Raw genomic sequence first — 19,618 nt, forward strand, 5'->3', positions numbered from 1 at the left:
TTTAAGTGTATACAAATTGTAATTAAATGGTTGTCAAAATAATAATGGCCAGCGCTGTGAACCTGAATACCATCCAGGAAATGGTAGGGAGAAAATTTAATTTTAGTATTCGGCATCTTCTTATATGTTCCAGAAACATGATCAATACTACAATCCCAAAGTATATCAGATAAAAAACAGGGGTGAAATCGATCATCAGCGCAGGAATTAAAAGTAAGGTTCCAATTAAAGAAACAGTCATCATATTTCCGAGATAATCCCAGATTTTATCTTTGAGATAGCTTTTTAAAAAGAAACTCTGCCAAACGATCTGACCGAGGCAAACGGCAAATTCTCTCAGAAAATTCCTTTCTAAATTAAAATCCAGCTTTATGGAAAATTCACTTAGGATATATGCTGAAAAAATAACAACAAAACTGATATATGCTATTCTGTATTTCAGGTTAAAATCCGGAACACAAGATTGCTCTGTATAATCTTTTGAGGAAGGAATAATCTGTTTCCTATTGTAAGAAACGAAGGAATACAACCTTTGAAAAAACCAATGGAAAGGTCTTATTCGAGCGGTTTTTTCCAACCATGGAAAAGAGTTTCCAATGATGAGAAGCAGACTGTCTAATCCGTAAACGACTTCATTTTTGTTGTGATCTACCAAAGCAATTTCATTTTTCGCCCGATTGAAGTCTATTAAGATTTTATTTCTCACTGAGATTTCCGTAAATGCTTCTCTTCCATCTTCATCCAGCATTCCGCATTTGGTAAAACCTTTGGAGTAAAGATTACACATCGGACATTCGTTGTCGTAGATTAATGTGTGGTTTTTGAGCGTTTTCATAATTGTGATTTATAAGGTTCATAAGTAGTGTAACAGTCATAAACATACGCCGCTGCCATCACAGGGCTATATAAAAGAGCGGCCATTAAAACATATCCAAAAAAATCATTGATGTGTTTCTCTGTAAACAAGATGGTTACAATAATCCAGACCGGTATTATTACAATTCCATACGCGATATACAGTGCTGACTTTTTTGTTTTAAAAAACAGTTTGATCAGGAAACTTACCAATTGAGGAATTCCTACTATAAAATAAAACAGAACAAATCCAGACAAACCACCAAATATAAAAGCCTGAGGCCCAATTATTATAAAGAATAACTGAATATAATAATCATATTTTGCAAATGTTTTCATGGTAGCAATGGTTTTAAAGTGATCCTTTTCTTCTGAAATAAATAATCAGGAACAAATGAATGATTAAATTTTTCATACTTATTGTTAATTTTATATTTTCAGTAATTTTTGAAATAAAATTTCAAATAAAAAGTTAGTTTCTTTTCACGTGAAGAATTTCAACCAAATCCAAATATCTTTTGTGAGAGATGATAAACAATCCATTATGATTAAACTGCTCTCTCATATCTTCAAGACTATCATTTTTGTTGATATAATGAAAAAGTTTCCCAAATTCGTTTCCAAAAATTTTTGAAACAAGTACTTCAATATACCATTTCACACAACTGAATCTCCATGGAGTTTTGGGCTTTACAAATTCTACGATCATAATCTCTCCTTTTTCATCAATGATTCTTGATAACTCATCCACAAAAAACTTTTTATTGTTTTCCTCTATTGTTTTTGTTCCGTAAGAGCAAAGTATAATATCCATAGATCTGTCCGGAATTTGGTTTTTGAAGAAATCATCCTGAATCTGATTTATTGTGAGCTTCTTTTTAAATGTTGAAAAAAGTTTCATATTCATTGCCGAAGAAAAATCTAAGGTTACAATTTTTGTATTTTCATTGTGGTCCTTTAGAAATTCCAAATTTTCACCTTGTCCACTCATCAGATCAAGAACTCTTTTATCCCTATAGTTTTTTACTTTTTGAACAGCCATCTTTCTGAATAGTCTGGTAAAACCTAAAGATGCAATTTCATTGATGTAGTATCTAGGCTGTATACTGTCAAAATATTGTTGTAGATCATTCATTTTCAAATTGAGATTTATTATTAGTTTAAAAAAATAAACATTTTATGAATTTTATATTTTCAGTAATTTTTGAAAATTAATTTAAAATAAAAAAGGATTTTCATCCTCTTTCTTTTTTCTATTTCAATAGATTGGTAATCTTTCCTACCAGCCAGTGATCATCGCTTTTTATCGCCAGATCCATAATATTGTTGATCTTTCCGGTAACAGAACTGAAGTCATTCATCAGTTTGATAAATTCCTGAGCTTCTTCCGAGTCTTTATCCTCAATATTTTTTAGTTCTTCAAGAAAAGAAATTACAGGCTCAATTTCCCTTTTTCTACGTTCTTTGGTAATTTGTTTGAAAAGATACCATACATCTTTTTCCGCCACGAAATATTCTTTACGGTCGCCTTTCACAAATTCTTTTTTCACGATCCCCCAATCGATAAGAGCACGAAGATTCATATTGGCATTCCCTCTTGAAATCTCCAGCTGTTCCATTACTTCATCAGTAGAAAGCGGTCTGCCGCTAGCCAAAAGCAGTGCATGCACCTGCGCCATTGTACGGTTGATTCCCCAATTGGTAGCAAAGGTTCCCCAGGTCTGAATGTATTTTTCTTTTGCTTCTGAAAGTTGCATTTTGTTTTCTTTTTAGATTTCTGTAACAAATGTAATTATATTTTTTGAATTTTCAATAATTTTTGAAAGTTAATTTTTAATAAGTTTGAATGAGTTTAGTTTTTATTTTCTACCCTTGTCAAGGTTTTAAACCTTGACAAGGGTAGAAAATAAAAACAGACATCCCTGAGAATGCCTGTTTTAAGGTTAAAAAAATTAAATTTAAGGTTCAATATTCGTCGATATTCCCTGATTCCAGTATTTAGCTTCTGGCATATAATAAAGATATACACTGCTTGATTTACCTGTATAAGTCCCTGCAAACTCTACTTTGAGATCCAGATTAATGGTTTTCGTTTCTTCCGCATTAAAATGTTCCCAATAAAGTACCAGATAATTGTCAAAGATTTCATAGTAGGAAATCTGTTTTTTAGCAATCAGGTCTTTTAGCAAAGCATTTTGTAAAGTCAAGCCCGCAGGAATACCAATCTTCGCAATGGTCATTGGAAGCTGTCCATTGATTTTGTTTTTAACCGTTACTGTCATTCTGTTGGTCTCTCCTACTCTCGACACTGCAGATTTCAGCTTTGTCTCCATTGTAACAGGAATATCTTTGCTTTCCGGTGCCTGAAGTGTATAACATTGATATTCTAATTTATAAGGCAGTCCATTTTTTGCTGGATAATGAATATTGATCTGATTTTCTCCGGCTTTATATGCTGATGAAAGACTGATATTGGGATAAGTATTTGCTTTATTGATAGTGATAACTGGCCTTTCATTTCCGTAAAGCTTTTCATTTTTAGAGAAAAACTCAGACAATGCCTGTATTGCCAATGTTGTGGCCTGAGTAGAACCGAACCCGTAATATCCATTGAAATTAATAAGCTGATCTGCAGCTTCTGCGATTTTCAACTGGTTCAGTTTCTCCTCCTTCTGAAGTGCCATGATATATAACGAAAGGGTTTCCGCATCTGCAGATCTTCCCCATGAACCTGTAAAAGTGATTTTAGATTTTACATTCTTCGCTTCATACTGCTTGTCCAGCAGCTTCATCAGATCCTCATATTCTCTTTGTTTTCCGAGATGAGCGGCAGTATTGGCAAGCAAAGCCAGCTGATAAGAATCTTTTGTAGCCAAAGCTCTTTTCATCATTATTGCAAAGGAATCTTCTATTTCATTTTTAAAACCAATTTTGGATAAAGCATATATCACATACATATTTCTTGACCAGGAATATTCTGAAAACTCCGTTTTTGATTCATAAGGTTTTCTTACCTCAAATAATCCGTTTGCATTCTTTTTGGATAAAATGAATGAGGAAAGTCCCTGAATAAGTTTTGCATCCGGGTTTACATATTTTTTTAAATCCGTAAATTCTAATAAAGCAAATGCGGAAATCGCCACATCTGATTCCTCGCCGCTGAAATATCCGAAACCTCCGTCTTTATTTTTATAGCTCAGTATTTTCTGGAACCCTTTTTTCATATTTTTAACCACCAGATTCTCAGTTGCAGTATCTATTTTTTTAACTGATTTTAAATAATCCAGAATAAAAATATTAGGATATACCGTTGAGGAAAGCTGTTCAAAGCAGCCAAAAGGCTCTTTCTTCAGCTGTTCAATATCTGCAAACATCTGTAAGGCGGTATTCTCAAATACATAATATGAAGAAAACAGGCTTCCGTTGATATACTCTGGAATATTGATTTTGATATCTTCCGTTTTGTTATTGATGATGGAAAATTTATATGGGAATCCTTTCTCTTCTACTTTAAACGGAAGAATCATTGTTTCCCTGAAATCCCCGGATCTTATGGTAAACTGAATGTTGGAATCTACAATCTCACCTGTCTGTATTTTGACAAATAATCTTCCCGATTCCAATGGTTTCAGGGTAATTAAACTGTCAGAACTGATCAGTTTTACATGATTGGGAACAATAACATCCATGGTCATTTTCCTTATTTCCGAAGAATTGTTTTTAATCACAACAGGAATCGTCATCTGATCTGTCCTTGTCAGATATTGTGGAATTTTAGCATCTATTGAGATAAGGCTTTGTGCAGCATAGGTAGTTTCATCATTTCCTATAAGTCCTGAGGCAGCAATACCTTCTGTCATAATTCTAAATGTAGAGTTGGCATCAGAATTATAAAATTCCACTTTTGCTTTTCCATTTTTATCGGTTTCTACCACCGGGTTCCAGTAAAGTGCTTCTCTGTAATCGAAACGGTAGGATGTATTGGTTGTTTTATATTCCGGATACGCAAATTCTCTTGATCCGGCATATGATATAAGCCTTCCATGTGGCACTGCTTCAACAGCAATATAAGATTTCGGGGTAATATCAAAACTGATTTTTGAACTGTTGTTTTTATATGAATTTACGATTACCACTCCATTCGTAGCCCTGCTACCATAAATAGCCGTAGCAGCAGCATCTTTGAGGACGGTAATACTATTGATATCGTTCGGGTTTATAGTGGTGCTGAAGTTTTCTACGGGAGTACCGTCTAATATGAATAGTGGATTATTATTGGTGATGGATGCTTCTCCTCTTATTTTTATCTGTCCACTGACCGCCGACTGTCCCGCAGGTGTAATTGTTAATCCTGCTACTTTTCCGCTTAGCAATGAAGTTACATTGGGATTCTGAATTTCCATCGAAGATGTTATTGTTGTAGAAGCAACTGCGGCCTTCTCTTTTTTCAAAGTGTATCCTAAAACAACAACTTCTTCAATCCTTTTATTCTGAATAGTATCTTTATTTGATCGACCGGGTTTGTTCAATGTTTGGGTATTATTTCTGTTTTCTGTCTTTTTCTCTTCTTTTCTTTCAGCTTCTTTTACGATTTCTTCTACATCAATATTGGAAAGCTTCTGCTTCACTAAAGGGTTAATATCCAAATTATAAGACAAAATCCTGATTTTCACCTGATGTTTGGGCTGAGAAGATCTGGCTATAATTTTATATGAATTGTCTGCATTCAGGTCTGAAAAATAAAAACGTCCATTTTCTGCAGCGGCCTGTTTAAGGATTTTTTTATTATCTGTATCTAAAAGGAAAACATCTGCTTTCACCGGTCTTTTGTTTTCATCTTCTACTACTCCGTAAATTGTATTTTTCTTTTCAGGAAGATATTTGTACTTATTCGTTGTAATGTTTTCCGGGATAAGCTCGAAATATCTGTACCCGTTTGTCAACATAACAAGCTCCAGACTTTTATCTGCTTTTTCTTCTTTTTTATCGAAATAAAACTGTGGTTTTTCAATTTTCCCTTTCAACTCGGAGTCCATCAGAAGCCAGGAAATGATATGATTCTGCTTGTCATCAGCGTATGTCCATAGTTTATCATCCACCACACTCAGACCAAGGTTGGCAGCAACAGGCTTGTTATTTTCATCCGTAGTTTCGATGTTCAGTGTTACTTTTTCCCTCGGCAGATAATGTTGTTTTACAGGCTTAACCTTTATATTCAACCGATTTTCTTTATTGGTAAAAACAATACGTTCTGCAAGAGGAATATTATTTTCCAGAACGGTAAATCTGCAGATTCCTATCGGGAAGTCTTTTTCATCAATCTCCAATGAATTACTGCCTTTTTTCACTAGAAGATCTTTAGTATACCATTCTTTTCCGCGGAAATTTCCTTTCAGGGTAATCGCTTTTTCTTGGGTTGAAATGATGGTAAAAGTCAATTTTTTGTTTTCATTCTGAATATTTAAAACCAAACCATCATCTTTTGCCACCGGAAGATGGAACGTCTGTGTATTACTTTCAGGCTTTACAACTTTTGCATAATAAGTTTCTCCTTTTTTAGCGGTAAAATGAAAGCTTCCCATCCCGAAATTATAGGCTGAAATTTCTTTTATTTTTTCATGATTCTGATTGTAAACAGCCAAAACAGCGTCTACAGGTTTTTCAAATTCATCCAGAATTTTAAAGGCAATATTCTGTTCTATCCCATTGATAAAAGTACCTCCTTCAGGTAAAAATTTCACATCCAGATTATTCAGCACAATGGGAATATTTCTTGAAATAGATTCTGTAAATCCATCAAAATTCACTTTAATATTCAAAAGTCCATCAGAGGATTTCAATACTTCCGGAAGCTTGAAAATCAATTGATTTTCACCTTCTTTATTGGTGATGAGTTTCCCTTCTGAAATGGTTTCGCCATTGATCATTACCGTATAATCCGCTTCATAAAAAGGAATGGGAAGACTGCTCAGACTTCTCATTGAAAAATCGGCTGTCACCTCATCTCCCGGACCGTATCCTTTTTTAGGAAAATCCAGTTTCATTAATATTCTTGGAGATACTATTTTCTGGAGGGTAATTTCTTTCTCAAAGGTATTTTTTCCTCCTTCATTCTGCATCCAGTTGGTAAAGGCTCTGATCTTATAAATTCCGCCTTTCATATCTTCATCAAAATTAAAATACCCTTGGGCGTACCCATTGGTAATTTCATATTTCATTTTTTTCAAAACACTTCCTGCGGGATCAATAATTTCAAAATTTACAATTTTACTGTCTTCTGCAGGAAGGTTGTTTTTTCCTTTTACAACGTATATTTTAAAATACATTTCCTCACCAGGTTTATAAAAAACATGATTGGTCTGAACATAGGTTTTTTCTTTTTCAAAATCCTGAAATGGTTGCTGTGCTTTTAGAAAAACCGTTGACAATATTAAGCTCAGCGAGATGATATATGATGATATAAATTTGAAATTCATGGGGTTAAAATTTGAATGAAACAATACATCCGAATGTTTTAAAAGACGGAAGGTTGAAAAAATCCAGTCCTCTTCCGTTATCCATATCATAAAAATTCTGATTGGGGTCTGCTCCTTTATTGGCCTGCCAAAGCATCAGATTATTCACATAAAAAGTAAGCTTGATATTCTGTTTTCCATAGTTGATCGGAAAACTCGAAGACAGTGAAATATTGCTGATTCTTATATAATCTGCCTTCTGAACATAGTTTTCAGCCACACCAAAGTAGCCATATCTGGACCATCGGTTTTCCTGAACTTTGAGATTGGGGTCATAGAAATCTACCGGAATCTGGTTCGCCGTTCCATTGGCCTGTACACCCTGAAAAATATAATTTTTGATGTTTCTGTCTTCTCCTGATTCAGAAGAACGTCCGTAATAGTCAAGAACCGCCTGTGTTCCGTTCCAGAGCTGGCCACCTTTTTTCCATTCCCAATTGATATCTAAGGACAAGTTTTTATAAGCAAAACTATGTGTGAATTTCATCACGAAATCCGGTGTAGGGTCTGCGATTATTTTCATTCCGTCTGCTTTTTTGGGAAATCCAGACTCATCAATGATTAATTGCCCTTGAGCATTTCTTTCAAAGTAGCTTCCCATAACAGCTCCCAAAACCTGTCCTTCCGACAGTGTTTTATAAATGTCTTTAAATCCTGAAACAGCAATATTCTGATAACCGGACGCTATCCTGTCTACGATATCTTTATATTTGAAAAATGACACTTTCTGAACACTGTAAAAGTTGTCTCCCAAACGCAAACGGTCATAAGCAAAATTGAATTCATATCCACTGTACGTGTGATCTGCTATATTTTTTAATTTCAGCTGATTATTTTCAAAAACAGGAAATATATCATCTGTATTTTTTCTGTTGAAATATTCTCCTTCCACACTTATATTATAACCAAGGTTAAGACTGGCTCCCACTTTCCATTCTCTGGTATTGATATTGGATAAACCTCTGAAGCTTTCCACTTCCTGTACAGGGAAATATTGATTGTAGTTTTGCGCATTCAGTAAAGTTGTTGCATAGGAAGCGTATGATCTTGTAATTTCCGGCTCGGAACTCAACTGTGTGTAACTTCCCAATAATTTAAAATTGTAATTATACCAATCGAAAATGTTATTGAATCTCACATAGAAATTAGCTTTGGGAAGCCAGTAGTTATTTTTCAGAGAGGTGTTGGAGATGTAAAAAGAATTTCCAAGATTGAGTCCTGCTTCAAAAACATAATCACGGATATCCATATTGTAATTAAAAATATGATCCTGTGAAGTTCTCTGATAGCGGTATTGCTGATGGGTCAGACTGTTATAAACATCCGATTTCCTATCGTTCAGAATAAAATTCAGGCTGAATGTATTTTTAAAATCATAGTTTCCTAATGCATAGGACCCTAATATGCTGGAATGATACAAACTGTTGTTTTGTTCCCTTTCATTGAGTAATCCGTTGCTGAAACCGGAAGTAGAAGGTTTATACTGATCTTTGTTCCGGATGTTGCTGCTTTCATAAGACTGGCTTACATTCAATTTAAATTTATCCCAATTTTTAACAACATTAAAACTAAACAGTCTATCCCTATTCTGATAGCGATATTTACTATCCTGCTCAAAAAGGAATGAAGGATTGTCTGCATCTTTGCTGTAACTTCTCTGTAAACCATTACTCAGAAGAGTATTTTGGCTATTTGAAAAAGAAACGGGTGTCAGCAAGGAATTCTGATACGCTCTGTTGAACAGCCCTATCCTATTGGTATTGGTGGCTTTGTCTTCTTCGTAATTAAAAGCAAAATTAATGGCATATCCGCTTAGTTCTGTATTCAATTTGGCTTTAAAGGTATTGGCAATATCAAACTGATCTATAAAATACATCTGGTTCTTCTGCTGACCCAAATTCAAAGACAACCGGATTTTTTCATTGTAACCTTCTCTTATAAAAGCATTTACATTCAACTGATTGTTGTATCCTACTGTCGTTTTAAAAAGGCTGTTATCATATTTTCTGGCACGCTGAAGCCCATCAATCCAGGGAATCAATCTTCCATTCTGATCATACTCATAAGCCAGACCATCAAATCTCAAGCTAGAAATATCCGGTCCAAAACTGAACATTTCGTTAGTTTCAGGACCTTTCCAGACAAGATTTCCGTTTTCTGATGTTCCCTGTACATATTTACTTTGAGTTGCCGGAATAGCATTTCTGTTTTTAATATCTAAGGATGTGGTAAAGCTTCCGTTAAAAAGTAATGTTTTCTGATTGAGTCTTTTTACAATATAAATACTGTCATTCTTTTGTTTTACTCTTCTTATCTGATCAAAATAAGAATGTGATCTTTTACTCAAGCGGGTCTTCGTTTTTTCAATACTGAAATCATCTTTTGTTTCTTTTGAAACCAGACTGTCATAGGCTTTACTGTAAATATTTTCTACATTTTTATTGGAAGTCTGATTTTCCAGAATAGCTTTTAATTCCCTGAGCTCATAAGTAGAAATAACATGAGTATTTTTGCCTTGGTTCCACGAAATGGTATCATAAGGTTTGGCAGCAATAATTGCAAATCCTTCCTCGTCAGTCAGTTCATAAACTCCACTGTTTTTATTAGAAACCTTTAAAAAGTTCTGTGCTTTATTTTTAGTTGTTAAAAATTTTCCAGAGTAATATAATTGTGAATTTTGCGCCTGTAATAAAGTAATGGTAAACGGCAGCAACAGCAGATAATTCTTTTTCATCGGTGATTAGTATGCTTAAAAATATAAAAAAAAGAAACTTCCGGGGAAATTTCTTTTTTATGAATTATTTTTGAATTGCTTTATAACTCTCTATCAGCCTAATAAATTCTGAACGATAGCCTTCTTCATCTTTATTTTTCCCTTCTTTAGCCAATTTCTCAATATCAGAAAGATCTTTTTTTGTAATCAGTTCCGAATTTCTGAGTACCAAACCGAACCAAGCTACTGAAGAAGCAAATTTAAAATCCGGACTTATTGAGACAGATTGATTTTCTTTTTTAATCACTTTACTGATCTGAATACTTTTATCACCATCAGGCTTTTTATATCTGAATTTCACAGTGGCCAGCTCATCTCCGAATCTCTTTGTAACTGATTTTTCAGAGTATTTTAATTTTGTTTCTTTAGGAATGAATTCTGAATCTACATTTGCAGGAATAATCTCATATAATGCAGTAACAGTATGTCCACTTCCCAATTCTCCGGCATCAATTTTATCATTGACAAAGTCTTCATTTCTCAGCTTCCTGTTTTCATAGCCTATTAAACGGTAAGATTTTACAAACTTAGGATTGAATTCAATCTGAATCTTGACATCTTTAGCAATAGTATAGATGCTTCCTGCAAATTCTTTTCCTAAAAATTTATTGGCCTCCTGCATATTATCAATATAGGCATAGTTTCCGTTTCCTTTATCTGCAAGAGTTTCCATTGTGTTGTCTTTATAATTACCCATTCCATAACCAAGACAGGTCAGGAAAATCCCTGTTTTTCTTTTTTCTGTAATTAAGGCTTCAATATCAGTATTGGAAGTAGCACCCACATTAAAGTCACCATCTGTTGCCAGAACCACTCTGTTGTTTCCTCCTTTGATAAAATTTTCCTTCGCCAGTTTATAGGCCAGTTCAATTCCTGCTCCTCCGGCTGTGCTTCCTCCTGCCTGAAGATTATCCAGCGCTTTAATAATTTTTTCTTTTTCTCCTGCTGAAGTTGGGGGTAAAACCACTCCTGCACTACCTGCGTACACTACAATTCCTACTTTGTCTTTTGGTCTTAACTGTTTCAGCAAAACTTTAAGAGAAGACTTCAACAATGGCAGTTTGTTTTCCGCACTCATTGAACCTGAAACATCAATAAGAAAAACAATATTGGATGCAGGCAGACCATCCATCGGAATATTTTTTCCCTGAAGGCCTATTTTCAGCAGCTTATGCTTTGGATTCCATGGAGAGTTGCCATATTCGGTATTAATTGAAAAAGGATCATTGTTTGCAGGCTGTGGATAATCATATTTAAAGTAATTGATCATCTCCTCTACCCTCACTGCATTTTTATCAACTTCCCGTCCATATTCGATCATTCTTCGGACATTGGAATAGGAAGCATTATCTACATCAATAGAGAAAGTAGAAAGAGGCTGGCGGCTGGTCAGCTCAAATGCATTTTCCACAAATCCTGCATATTCCTCATTATTATAATCAATATTTTCATCAGTTTTTGCTGGCTTTTGAACCTCTTTTTTGTCTCCAACCTGATAGTTATAAACCTTTCCTGATTCATGGAATGATCTGGAACTTTCTACTTCCATTGCAGTAACTGATTTTGGTTTCGGACAGCCATTATATTCCGGCATTCCAGGAACTGTAGGACAGGCATCATCTTTATCCAGAATACCGTCACCATCTGTATCCGGCCATGGACAGCCGTTATTTTCGGGAGGTCCTGCCACTGTAGGGCACGCATCATCTTTATCAATAACACCATCTCCATCAGATTCTACCCACGGACAGCCTTCGTTTTCTACCGGACCGGCAATATCAGGACATTTATCCAGTTTATTAGGAATTCCATCCTGATCTTTATCTTTTCTGAAACTGTAAGTCTTTGGTCCTTTGTTTGTTTCAGTGTTTTTTTGAGTTTTACAGCTTGTCAATGCAACAAGCCCTAGCATGGTTATTACAATTTTTCTCATCTTTTTCAAATTTCGGGAGGAATTTATTAAAATAAATTTAAACTGATCTATAAATATTTGATAAACCGATTTTTTCTAAATAAAGAAGAGAAATTTCCAAAGAAATCTCTCTTCTTAAAATCACTTTTGAACTGTTTTATAACTCTCTATCAGCCTAATAAATTCTGAACGGTAACCTTCCTCATCTTTATTTTTCCCTTCTTTAGCCAGTTTCTCAATATCAGAAAGATCTTTTCTCGTAATCAGTTCCGAATTTCTGAGTACCAAACCAAACCATGCTACGGATGAAGCAAATTTAAAATCCGGACTTGCTGAAGATATCCTGCTGTCATCATTTTTAACAATCTTACTGATCTCACGGCTGGTATTTCCATCTGGTTTTTTATATCTGAATTTTATGGTTGCCAATTCATCTCCAAATTCTTTCGATGAGGTATTCTGGGTATATTTCAAATTAGTGTTTTTGGGAACAAAATCTGATTGTACATCTGCAGGAATCACTTCATATAAAGCTGTAACGGTATGTCCGCTTCCAAGTTCCCCCGCATCAATTTTATCATTGACAAAATCTTCGTTTTTCAGTTTTCTGTTCTCATAACCGATAAGACGATATGATTTTACATATTCAGGATTAAATTCAATTTGAATCTTGACATCTTTGGCTATGGCATACATACTTCCTGCAAATTCTTTCCCCAGAAACTTATTTGCTTCCTGCATATTATCAATATAGGCATAATTTCCATTTCCTTTATCTGCAAGGGTTTCCAGGGTATTATCTTTATAATTGCCCATTCCAAAACCAAGGCAGGTAAGAAAAACTCCTGATTTTCTTTTATCTTCAATCAGCGTTTGAAGATCTGAGGTTGAAGACATTCCTACATTGAAATCTCCATCCGTTGCGATAATGACACGATTATTACCATCTTTCACAAAGTTTTCCTGTGCCAGTTTATAGGCCAGTTCAATTCCTGCTCCACCAGCTGTGCTTCCTCCTGCCTGAAGATGATCCAATGCCTCTATAATTTTATCTTTTTCTGCTGCTGACGTAGGCGTTAAAACCATTCCTGCGCTGCCTGCGTACACTACAATTCCCACTTTATCTTTGGGTCTGAGCTGATTCAACAGAACTTTAAAGGAAGACTTCAACAGGGGCAATTTGTTTTCAGCATTCATTGAGCCTGAAACATCAATAAGGAAAATAAGGTTTGAGGCAGGCAGACGATCCATTGGAATATTCTTCCCCTGAAGTCCTATTTTAAGTAATTTATGCTTTGGATTCCATGGAGATTCACTGTATTCGGTATTAATTGAAAAAGGATCTCCATTCTGAGGTTGTGGATAATCATATTTAAAATAATTAACCATCTCTTCGATTCTTACTGCATTTTTATCAATTACCTGCCCATTATTGATCATTCTTCTTACATTGGAATAAGACGCATTATCAACATCAATAGAAAAAGTAGACAACGGCTGGCTTCGTGTGAGTTCAAAAGGGTTCTCAACAAAGGCATCATAACTTTCATCATTCGGAGCCACTGGCGAAACCTGCTGTTGATTATTAATTGCTTTCTGAAGTTTTTTCATTCTTTTTCTTTCCCTTCTTGAAAGATCTTTGGTAGTTACCACAACTACTCCATTTGCTGCCTTACTTCCATAGATTGCTGTAGCAGAACCATCTTTTAAGACATTCACACTTTCAATTCTGTTAGGATCTAAATTTTTGAAGTCATCAGCTTTTGTCAATATTCCGTTAATTACATATAAAGGGGCATTTCCTGGTGAAACAGAAGCAGCCCCTCTGATCAGGATCGGGTTACTGTTACTAAGAAATCCTTGATTAATATTGTTAACCTTATTTTTATTACCCGATGAAGTGCTTATCTGTACTCCCGGAGTACTTCCCTGTAATGATGTATAAGTGGTAGATTGTGGCAGATTACTGACAGAACTACTTGTTATGGCACTGGATGTTGTTGCATAATTTCTTTTTACTGTCTTTGAATATCCCATTACAACAACCTCTTCAATACTTTTAACCTGATTGGTATCTTTTCTCTGACCAGAAGAAATATAAGGTGCTTTTTTATCAGCATTGGTTTCTCTTTCAGTATAATATTCAGAGATTACCGGTTGATACACACGATCTGAAGGTACAGGAATTGGTAAAGCCTGAGGTGGAGGAATAGTCACAGAGTATTTGATAGGATCCGGATTGACAGCCAGATTTTCTGCAGGTTTAACAATCTTCTTCTCTTTCTGAATATTATTTTTTATAGTGCTATCTATTTTTGCTATATCTGTTTTGGTAACCGGACCTCTTAAAGTTGTATTTTTTACAATTACAGGTTGTAAAGGTTCTACAGTTTCTTTTTTATTGATAAAGTAAAAAGCTCCTAAACCAATTACCAGGCTTGCAGCAATACCATATGGCATCCAGATAGGAATGGATCTCTTTTTCTCTTCTTTTTCATCTAATTTCTCTTCAATCTTCCCCCACACTTTCTCAAAACCAGGAAAAACAGTTGGCTCTTCTGAAAGCTTGGAAGCTTCATTGAATTGTTGATCTATATGATTATTTTCCATTGTTGTAAAAGTTTAAATGTTTTGATTCACTAAAAGTTCCTGCAGTTTTTTCCTTGCAAAATTGAGCTGTGATTTTGAAGTCCCTTCACTGATGGAAAGCATAGCAGCTATTTCTTTATGAGGATATCCTTCAATAGCGAAAAGGTTAAAAATCGCTCTGCAGCCTTCAGGAAGGAAGTTTAGTAAACTCAGAATATCTTTTTCCAGAGAAAGGTTTTCTGTGGTTCCTTCAGAATGATCTATGAAATTCTCTTCAAGAGAAATCAGTAGTCCCTTATTAGATCTTAATTTCTGCAGACACTCGTTCACCGCAATCTTTCTTGCCCATGCTTCAAAGGTATCAGCATTTTGAAGCTGGGTAATTTTCGTGAAGATTTTATAGAACGTATCGGCCAATACTTCTTCTATATCTTCGTCGTTTTTCAAATAGCGTCTGCAGACTGCATAAAGCCTGCCCGCCATTTTCTCGTAGACCTTCCGCTGTGCATTGCGGTCGCTACGCTGGCATTCTAGTAATAATTCTTGTTCCATAGTCAGGAGTTATATTATTATAGATGCAGAAACTTTTGCCGGGGTTGGAAACATGATCATTTTTTTTAGAAAAATAGCAAAAAAGCAATTTTTATTCATTTCAAATTTAACTTTTCCCTCTGTAACAAATCTCTATTATCAACGACTCTTAATATAAATAATCTTTTTATAGTAATGAAAAATGCCAAAATTGCATCATTACTTTTTGTTTTGTCTGCAGGAAGTATGATGTTTGCCCAAGATGACTTAATCAACAAGTTAAAAAACAACCAATCACAAAATGCTAATTTTCAGTTCACAACGTTAAAGGACGTTGGCGCAACTTCTGTAAAGAACCAGGGTTCATCAGGAACTTGCTGGAGCTACTCAGGAAATTCATTCCTTGAATCTGAAATGCAGAGAATGGGCAAAAAACCTGTAGATCTTGCCGAAATTTTTACAGCGAGAAACTCATATCATGATAAAGCAAAATTATATGTTTTAAATAATGGAGCAATCAGTTGGGGTGACGGAGGGGAACTTCACGACGTAATTAATATGTACAAAAAGTATGGAGCTGTTCCCCAGGATGTGTATTCAGGGTTAAAAGCAGGACAAACTACCAACAACTTCAAGGAAATGCAGGGGAAACTGAAGCCGGTTCTTGACAGTCTTGTTCAAGCTTCTGCAAACGGAAAACTGACGGATAACTGGATGGATTCTGTAGATGCTATTCTTGATGAATATTTAGGAAAAGTACCTGCTAGCTTTACGTATGAAGGGAAAAACTACACTCCGAAAACATTTGCAAAGGAAGTGGTAGGAATTAACCCTGAAGATTATGTAGAATTATCTTCTTACAAAGATTATGCGTATTATGAGAAATTTGTTGTTCCGATTCCTGATAACTGGAGCCACGATTCTGACTGGAATGTACCGATGAAAGATCTTACAGCAATCATTGACAATGCTGTAAATAAGGGATATTCTGTAGGTTGGGCAACTGATGTTTCTGAACCTTATTTCTCTTACAAAAACGGTGTGGCTTATGTTCCTGACATCGATCTTGATCAGATTACTGCTGAGAACAAACAGACTTTGTTTACTGAGCCTAAAAAAGATAAAACGATCACTGAAGATATCCGCCAAAAAGCTCTTAACAATCTTTCTACAACGGATGATCACGGTATGCATATCGTAGGTCTGGCAAAAGACCAAACTGGTAAAGAATATTATATGGTGAAGAATTCATGGGGAGTAACCAATGATTTTGCAGGATATATTTACGTAACAAGACCTTATGTTGAATATAAATCAACAGCAATTCTTGTTCACAAAAATGCGATTCCAAAAAGCATCTTAAAGCAATTGAAGCCAACTAAGAATATTGGTTTGTAAAGAAATCATTTCTGCCATTTAAAGGGGCAGTTTTAGATATTTAAATCTGTTAAAACCCGCTTTCGGAAATTCCGGAAGCGGGTTTGTTTTAAAATATAACATTTGAAAAAATATATTTCCCATTTTAGTGCAAAATATTGTTTGATTTACAAAAAATATTATATTTGTATGAATCAACAAATTAATTAACATGAAAAATCTAAAGAAATTAACAAAATCGACATTAAAAAACATTATCGGAGGAAATGCACCACAATGTGAAGGAGATACTGTTGCCTGCCGCCACAAAGCTGAAAATGGAGTTCCTGCCTACTGGTCATGCGAACCAGCGGCAACAGGATGCAGATTCTTATAAAATGACCTTCAAAGCCTTTAGAAGTTGTTTATAAAACAAATAAGAACCCGATCTCAGAAATTCTGAAATCGGGTTCTTTAATAAATAGGTGAAAATTAAATATAAAATAAAGTGAATTATGCTGATTAATACCAGATTGAATCGTCAATTCTGTTTCGCAGATCAATAAATTATGCTGTTAAAAACTGACCGCGAAGTGAATTCACCATTCATTTTGATATTAAAATAAAACGCCCATACTTTCTGCTGAAAAATCTAGAAGAGCTTCTGTGTTTCCGTCTTTGATCTTCTGTACCCACTGGTAATCCTGTAAAATCGCTCTTCCTACCGCAACAAGATCGAATTCTTCATTATCAAGTCTTCTGATCAATTCTGTAAGATCTGTTTTTTCTGTTCCTTGTCCTGCAAATGCGTTAAGGAAATCTCCGTTCAACCCTACAGAACCTACTGTAATAGTTGGCTGTCCTGTAATTTTTTTTGCCCATCCCGCAAAGTTTAAATCAGAACCTTCAAATTCAGGTTCCCAGAAACGACGTTGCGAACAGTGGAAAATATCTACACCGGCTTCTTTTAATGGTAATAACCAATCTTCCATTTCATTAGGAGTAAATGCCAGTCTGGTTTTATAATCCTGCTGCTTCCATTGTGAAAGACGAATGATAATGGTAAAATCCTCTCCTACTGCCGCTCTGATAGCCTTTACTACCTCTACAGCAAATCTGCCTCTTTCCTTTAGTGTTTTACCTCCATATTCATCTGTTCTTGTGTTAGTCACTTCCCAGAAAAACTGGTCGATAAGATATCCGTGAGCTCCATGAATTTCAATACAGTCAAAACCAAGGTCTTTTGCTGATTTTGCAGACGCTGCAAACTGTGCTATCGTATCCTGAATATCCTCAATGGTCATTGTGGAAGCTTTTTCCATTGGAACCAAAGGATAGTCCTCAGACATTCTTGTATCTCCTACGTGCCAGATCTGAGGTCCCATTTTACCTCCATTCTGATGTACAGTATCGATAACATTTTTCCATCCGTTCAAAGCTTCTGTTCCATAGAAATCCGGAATATTCTGCATATTTTTTGATCCCGGTCTGTTGATCACAGTTCCTTCGGAAAGAATTAACCCTACTTCTGAAGCGGCTCTTCTCCCATAATAGTCTGCGATACTTTGTGTAGGAACTCCATTGTCAGATTGTGCTCTGGTCATAGGAGCCATTACGATTCTATTTTTAAGCTGTAAATTTTTGTATTGAAACGGTTTAAATAATGATGATGTGCTCATATTTAAATTTATATTTTATAATTGTTACACAAAGTAACTAATAATAGTTCACTTTTGTATCTTTTATTAAAAAAATAGTGGTAACTTCGCAGTAACTTACATTAGTAACATCAAAGTAACGTATGAAATTCCGGTTTCATATGATATTTAAATAAAGATTTTCCTATGAAAAAGAATGAATTAATGCAATACAGCTGTCCTCTGGGAAAGGCTATGGCCGCTTTAGGAAGCAAATGGAAGCCTATTATAGTTCTTGTTATTAAAGACAGGAGATTACGTTTTGGAGAACTGGCAGTACGCATTAATGTCATTTCCAGAAAGGTATTAACTGATCAACTGAGGGAAATGGAAACTGATGGACTGGTGATCCGTGAAGAGTTTAAGGAACTTCCTCCACGCGTGGAATATTCTCTTACAGAAAAAGGATTGGCATTGTTACCGATTTTATATTTACTGGAAGAATGGGAAGCGAAATATCAGGTGAAAGGGCAGCATGAAGATAAAGACTGTGCTTTCTTGAATGAGGATGTAAAAAATAATAAGGCTGTCAATGTTTGATAGCTGTTTGCTTTAAATAACTCTGCAAATCATCTATTAATTTTTAGGCTTACTTTTTATAAATAGAGACAAGATAAAAAATGTAATCAAAAACATAATAAACTGAATCAATAAAACAGGAAATATGTTCGGTTCAGCATATCTGAACGCAAAACTCAAAATTGATACCGGTAATGTTATCAGTAAAGCATACAAGGTCCATTCACCATATAATAGATCACTGCCGTAAGCTGAACATACTGCCAATGTTCCGGTTCCTACATATAGTATTGAAATAATGAGTGCCCATTTTCGGGACCTCAAAAATGAAGTGATTTCTTTCATTTTTTATTTAATATAATTGAGTACTTTCAAAAAGGTAAGTGTATTACGAAAAAGTAAGTATATAGGTTCTGAAGTGTTTCTGATGCAAATTTGCATAAAAATTTTCATTATGAATTACAAAGAAATTGCAAAAGAAACTATTGGAAATCTGTATAAGGCCCACAACAGCATTAGAAAATCCGGGATTGATCAAAAATTAATTGCACTCGTTGAACTTCGGGTTTCTCAAATTAACGGCTGTGCTTATTGCTGCAGTTATCATGCAAAAGAACTCTCTGATTTTGGCTTTGAACAGGATGTGATTAACAGACTTCCGGGCTGGAAACACACCAATGCCTTCGACGCCCAACAAAAGCTTGTTTTAGAATGGGCTGAAGCCGTTATTTACAGCAAAGATAACTGGCATGACACCAAAACAAAACTGATAGAGCAATTTACAGAAAGGGAAATTGTAGAACTTACAGCAAGTATAACGTTGATGAATACTTTGAATAAACTGAGGATTACTTTGGCTGAGGAGAATTAG

General features: G+C 35.1%; 14 protein-coding genes. 4 read left to right on the forward strand and 10 right to left on the reverse strand.

The genetic code is table 11. The features are described 5' to 3' along the window. Positions 1-22: 22 nt before the first annotated feature. From FN817_RS13090 to FN817_RS13130, 9 genes are all read right to left on the reverse strand, one after another. The gene (locus FN817_RS13090; RefSeq protein ID WP_142718333.1) at positions 23-835 is read right to left on the reverse strand and encodes a DCC1-like thiol-disulfide oxidoreductase family protein; all 813 of its coding nucleotides are present in this window, start codon (positions 833-835) and stop codon (positions 23-25) included. After that, the gene (locus tag FN817_RS13095; protein ID WP_142718334.1) at positions 832-1,194 is read right to left on the reverse strand and encodes a hypothetical protein; all 363 of its coding nucleotides are present in this window, start codon (positions 1,192-1,194) and stop codon (positions 832-834) included. Before FN817_RS13095 ends, FN817_RS13090 begins: the two co-directional genes overlap by 4 nt. Positions 1,195-1,327: 133 nt before the next feature. Continuing rightward, on the reverse strand, positions 1,328-1,990 hold the full coding sequence (locus tag FN817_RS13100) for a class I SAM-dependent methyltransferase (protein WP_142718335.1): 663 nt from the start codon (positions 1,988-1,990) through the stop codon (positions 1,328-1,330). A gap of 118 nt (positions 1,991-2,108) precedes the next feature. Beyond that, positions 2,109-2,612: a GbsR/MarR family transcriptional regulator gene (locus tag FN817_RS13105; RefSeq protein WP_047388136.1), complete on the reverse strand. Its 504-nt coding sequence runs from the start codon at positions 2,610-2,612 to the stop codon at positions 2,109-2,111. A 201-nt stretch (positions 2,613-2,813) separates the two neighbouring features. After that, positions 2,814-7,331, reverse strand: a complete 4,518-nt coding sequence (locus tag FN817_RS13110; RefSeq protein WP_167498862.1) for a TonB-dependent receptor plug domain-containing protein — start codon at positions 7,329-7,331, stop codon at positions 2,814-2,816. A 4-nt stretch (positions 7,332-7,335) separates the two neighbouring features. Beyond that, positions 7,336-10,104 (reverse strand): hypothetical protein, encoded by a 2,769-nt coding sequence (locus tag FN817_RS13115; protein ID WP_142718337.1) that lies wholly within the window; start codon positions 10,102-10,104, stop codon positions 7,336-7,338. A gap of 64 nt (positions 10,105-10,168) precedes the next feature. After that, a complete protein-coding gene (locus FN817_RS13120) occupies positions 10,169-12,076 on the reverse strand; it encodes a vWA domain-containing protein (RefSeq protein WP_142718338.1) in 1,908 nt (635 codons plus the stop codon). 120 nt (positions 12,077-12,196) lie between these two features. Then, a complete protein-coding gene (locus tag FN817_RS13125; protein ID WP_142718339.1) occupies positions 12,197-14,665 on the reverse strand; it encodes a vWA domain-containing protein in 2,469 nt (822 codons plus the stop codon). Between the two features lie 12 nt (positions 14,666-14,677). Beyond that, entirely contained in the window at positions 14,678-15,196 is a 519-nt protein-coding gene (locus tag FN817_RS13130) for an RNA polymerase sigma factor (protein ID WP_142718340.1), read from the reverse strand. 174 nt (positions 15,197-15,370) lie between these two features. Here FN817_RS13130 and FN817_RS13135 point away from each other — a divergent pair, with 174 nt between their 5' ends. After that, positions 15,371-16,573 carry a C1 family peptidase gene (locus tag FN817_RS13135; RefSeq protein ID WP_142718341.1) on the forward strand — a complete coding sequence of 401 codons (1,203 nt, stop codon included), beginning with the start codon at positions 15,371-15,373 and terminating at the stop codon, positions 16,571-16,573. A 190-nt stretch (positions 16,574-16,763) separates the two neighbouring features. Further along, positions 16,764-16,928, forward strand: a complete 165-nt coding sequence (locus FN817_RS23180; protein ID WP_157885757.1) for a bacteriocin-like protein — start codon at positions 16,764-16,766, stop codon at positions 16,926-16,928. Between the two features lie 220 nt (positions 16,929-17,148). On the opposite strand, the gene FN817_RS13140 is transcribed toward FN817_RS23180, so the two are convergent. After that, a complete protein-coding gene (locus tag FN817_RS13140) occupies positions 17,149-18,210 on the reverse strand; it encodes an NADH:flavin oxidoreductase (protein WP_142718342.1) in 1,062 nt (353 codons plus the stop codon). A 165-nt stretch (positions 18,211-18,375) separates the two neighbouring features. Here FN817_RS13140 and FN817_RS13145 point away from each other — a divergent pair, with 165 nt between their 5' ends. Both FN817_RS13145 and FN817_RS13150 read left to right on the forward strand, forming a co-directional pair. Beyond that, complete coding sequence (locus tag FN817_RS13145) at positions 18,376-18,768, forward strand: winged helix-turn-helix transcriptional regulator (RefSeq protein WP_142718343.1); 393 nt, start codon at positions 18,376-18,378, stop codon at positions 18,766-18,768. A 433-nt stretch (positions 18,769-19,201) separates the two neighbouring features. Beyond that, the gene (locus FN817_RS13150) at positions 19,202-19,618 is read left to right on the forward strand and encodes a carboxymuconolactone decarboxylase family protein (protein WP_142718344.1); all 417 of its coding nucleotides are present in this window, start codon (positions 19,202-19,204) and stop codon (positions 19,616-19,618) included.

Source organism: Chryseobacterium rhizoplanae (assembly GCF_900182655.1).
GTDB classification, from domain to species: Bacteria; Bacteroidota; Bacteroidia; order Flavobacteriales; family Weeksellaceae; genus Chryseobacterium; species Chryseobacterium rhizoplanae.

Bases quoted from the DNA above. Each gene is read 5' to 3' on its own strand.
- FN817_RS13110 (WP_167498862.1), bottom strand. From the start codon at position 7,331: ATGAATTTCAAATTTATATCATCATATATCATCTCGCTGAGCTTAATA.
- FN817_RS13130 (WP_142718340.1), bottom strand. From the start codon at position 15,196: ATGGAACAAGAATTATTACTAGAATGCCAGCGTAGCGACCGCAATGCA.
- FN817_RS13120 (WP_142718338.1), bottom strand. From the start codon at position 12,076: ATGAGAAAAATTGTAATAACCATGCTAGGGCTTGTTGCATTGACAAGC.
- FN817_RS13135 (WP_142718341.1), top strand. From the start codon at position 15,371: ATGAAAAATGCCAAAATTGCATCATTACTTTTTGTTTTGTCTGCAGGA.
- FN817_RS13095 (WP_142718334.1), bottom strand. From the start codon at position 1,194: ATGAAAACATTTGCAAAATATGATTATTATATTCAGTTATTCTTTATA.
- FN817_RS23180 (WP_157885757.1), top strand. From the start codon at position 16,764: ATGAAAAATCTAAAGAAATTAACAAAATCGACATTAAAAAACATTATC.
- FN817_RS13150 (WP_142718344.1), top strand. From the start codon at position 19,202: ATGAATTACAAAGAAATTGCAAAAGAAACTATTGGAAATCTGTATAAG.
- FN817_RS13090 (WP_142718333.1), bottom strand. From the start codon at position 835: ATGAAAACGCTCAAAAACCACACATTAATCTACGACAACGAATGTCCG.
- FN817_RS13145 (WP_142718343.1), top strand. From the start codon at position 18,376: ATGAAAAAGAATGAATTAATGCAATACAGCTGTCCTCTGGGAAAGGCT.
- FN817_RS13100 (WP_142718335.1), bottom strand. From the start codon at position 1,990: ATGAATGATCTACAACAATATTTTGACAGTATACAGCCTAGATACTAC.
- FN817_RS13115 (WP_142718337.1), bottom strand. From the start codon at position 10,104: ATGAAAAAGAATTATCTGCTGTTGCTGCCGTTTACCATTACTTTATTA.
- FN817_RS13105 (WP_047388136.1), bottom strand. From the start codon at position 2,612: ATGCAACTTTCAGAAGCAAAAGAAAAATACATTCAGACCTGGGGAACC.
- FN817_RS13140 (WP_142718342.1), bottom strand. From the start codon at position 18,210: ATGAGCACATCATCATTATTTAAACCGTTTCAATACAAAAATTTACAG.
- FN817_RS13125 (WP_142718339.1), bottom strand. From the start codon at position 14,665: ATGGAAAATAATCATATAGATCAACAATTCAATGAAGCTTCCAAGCTT.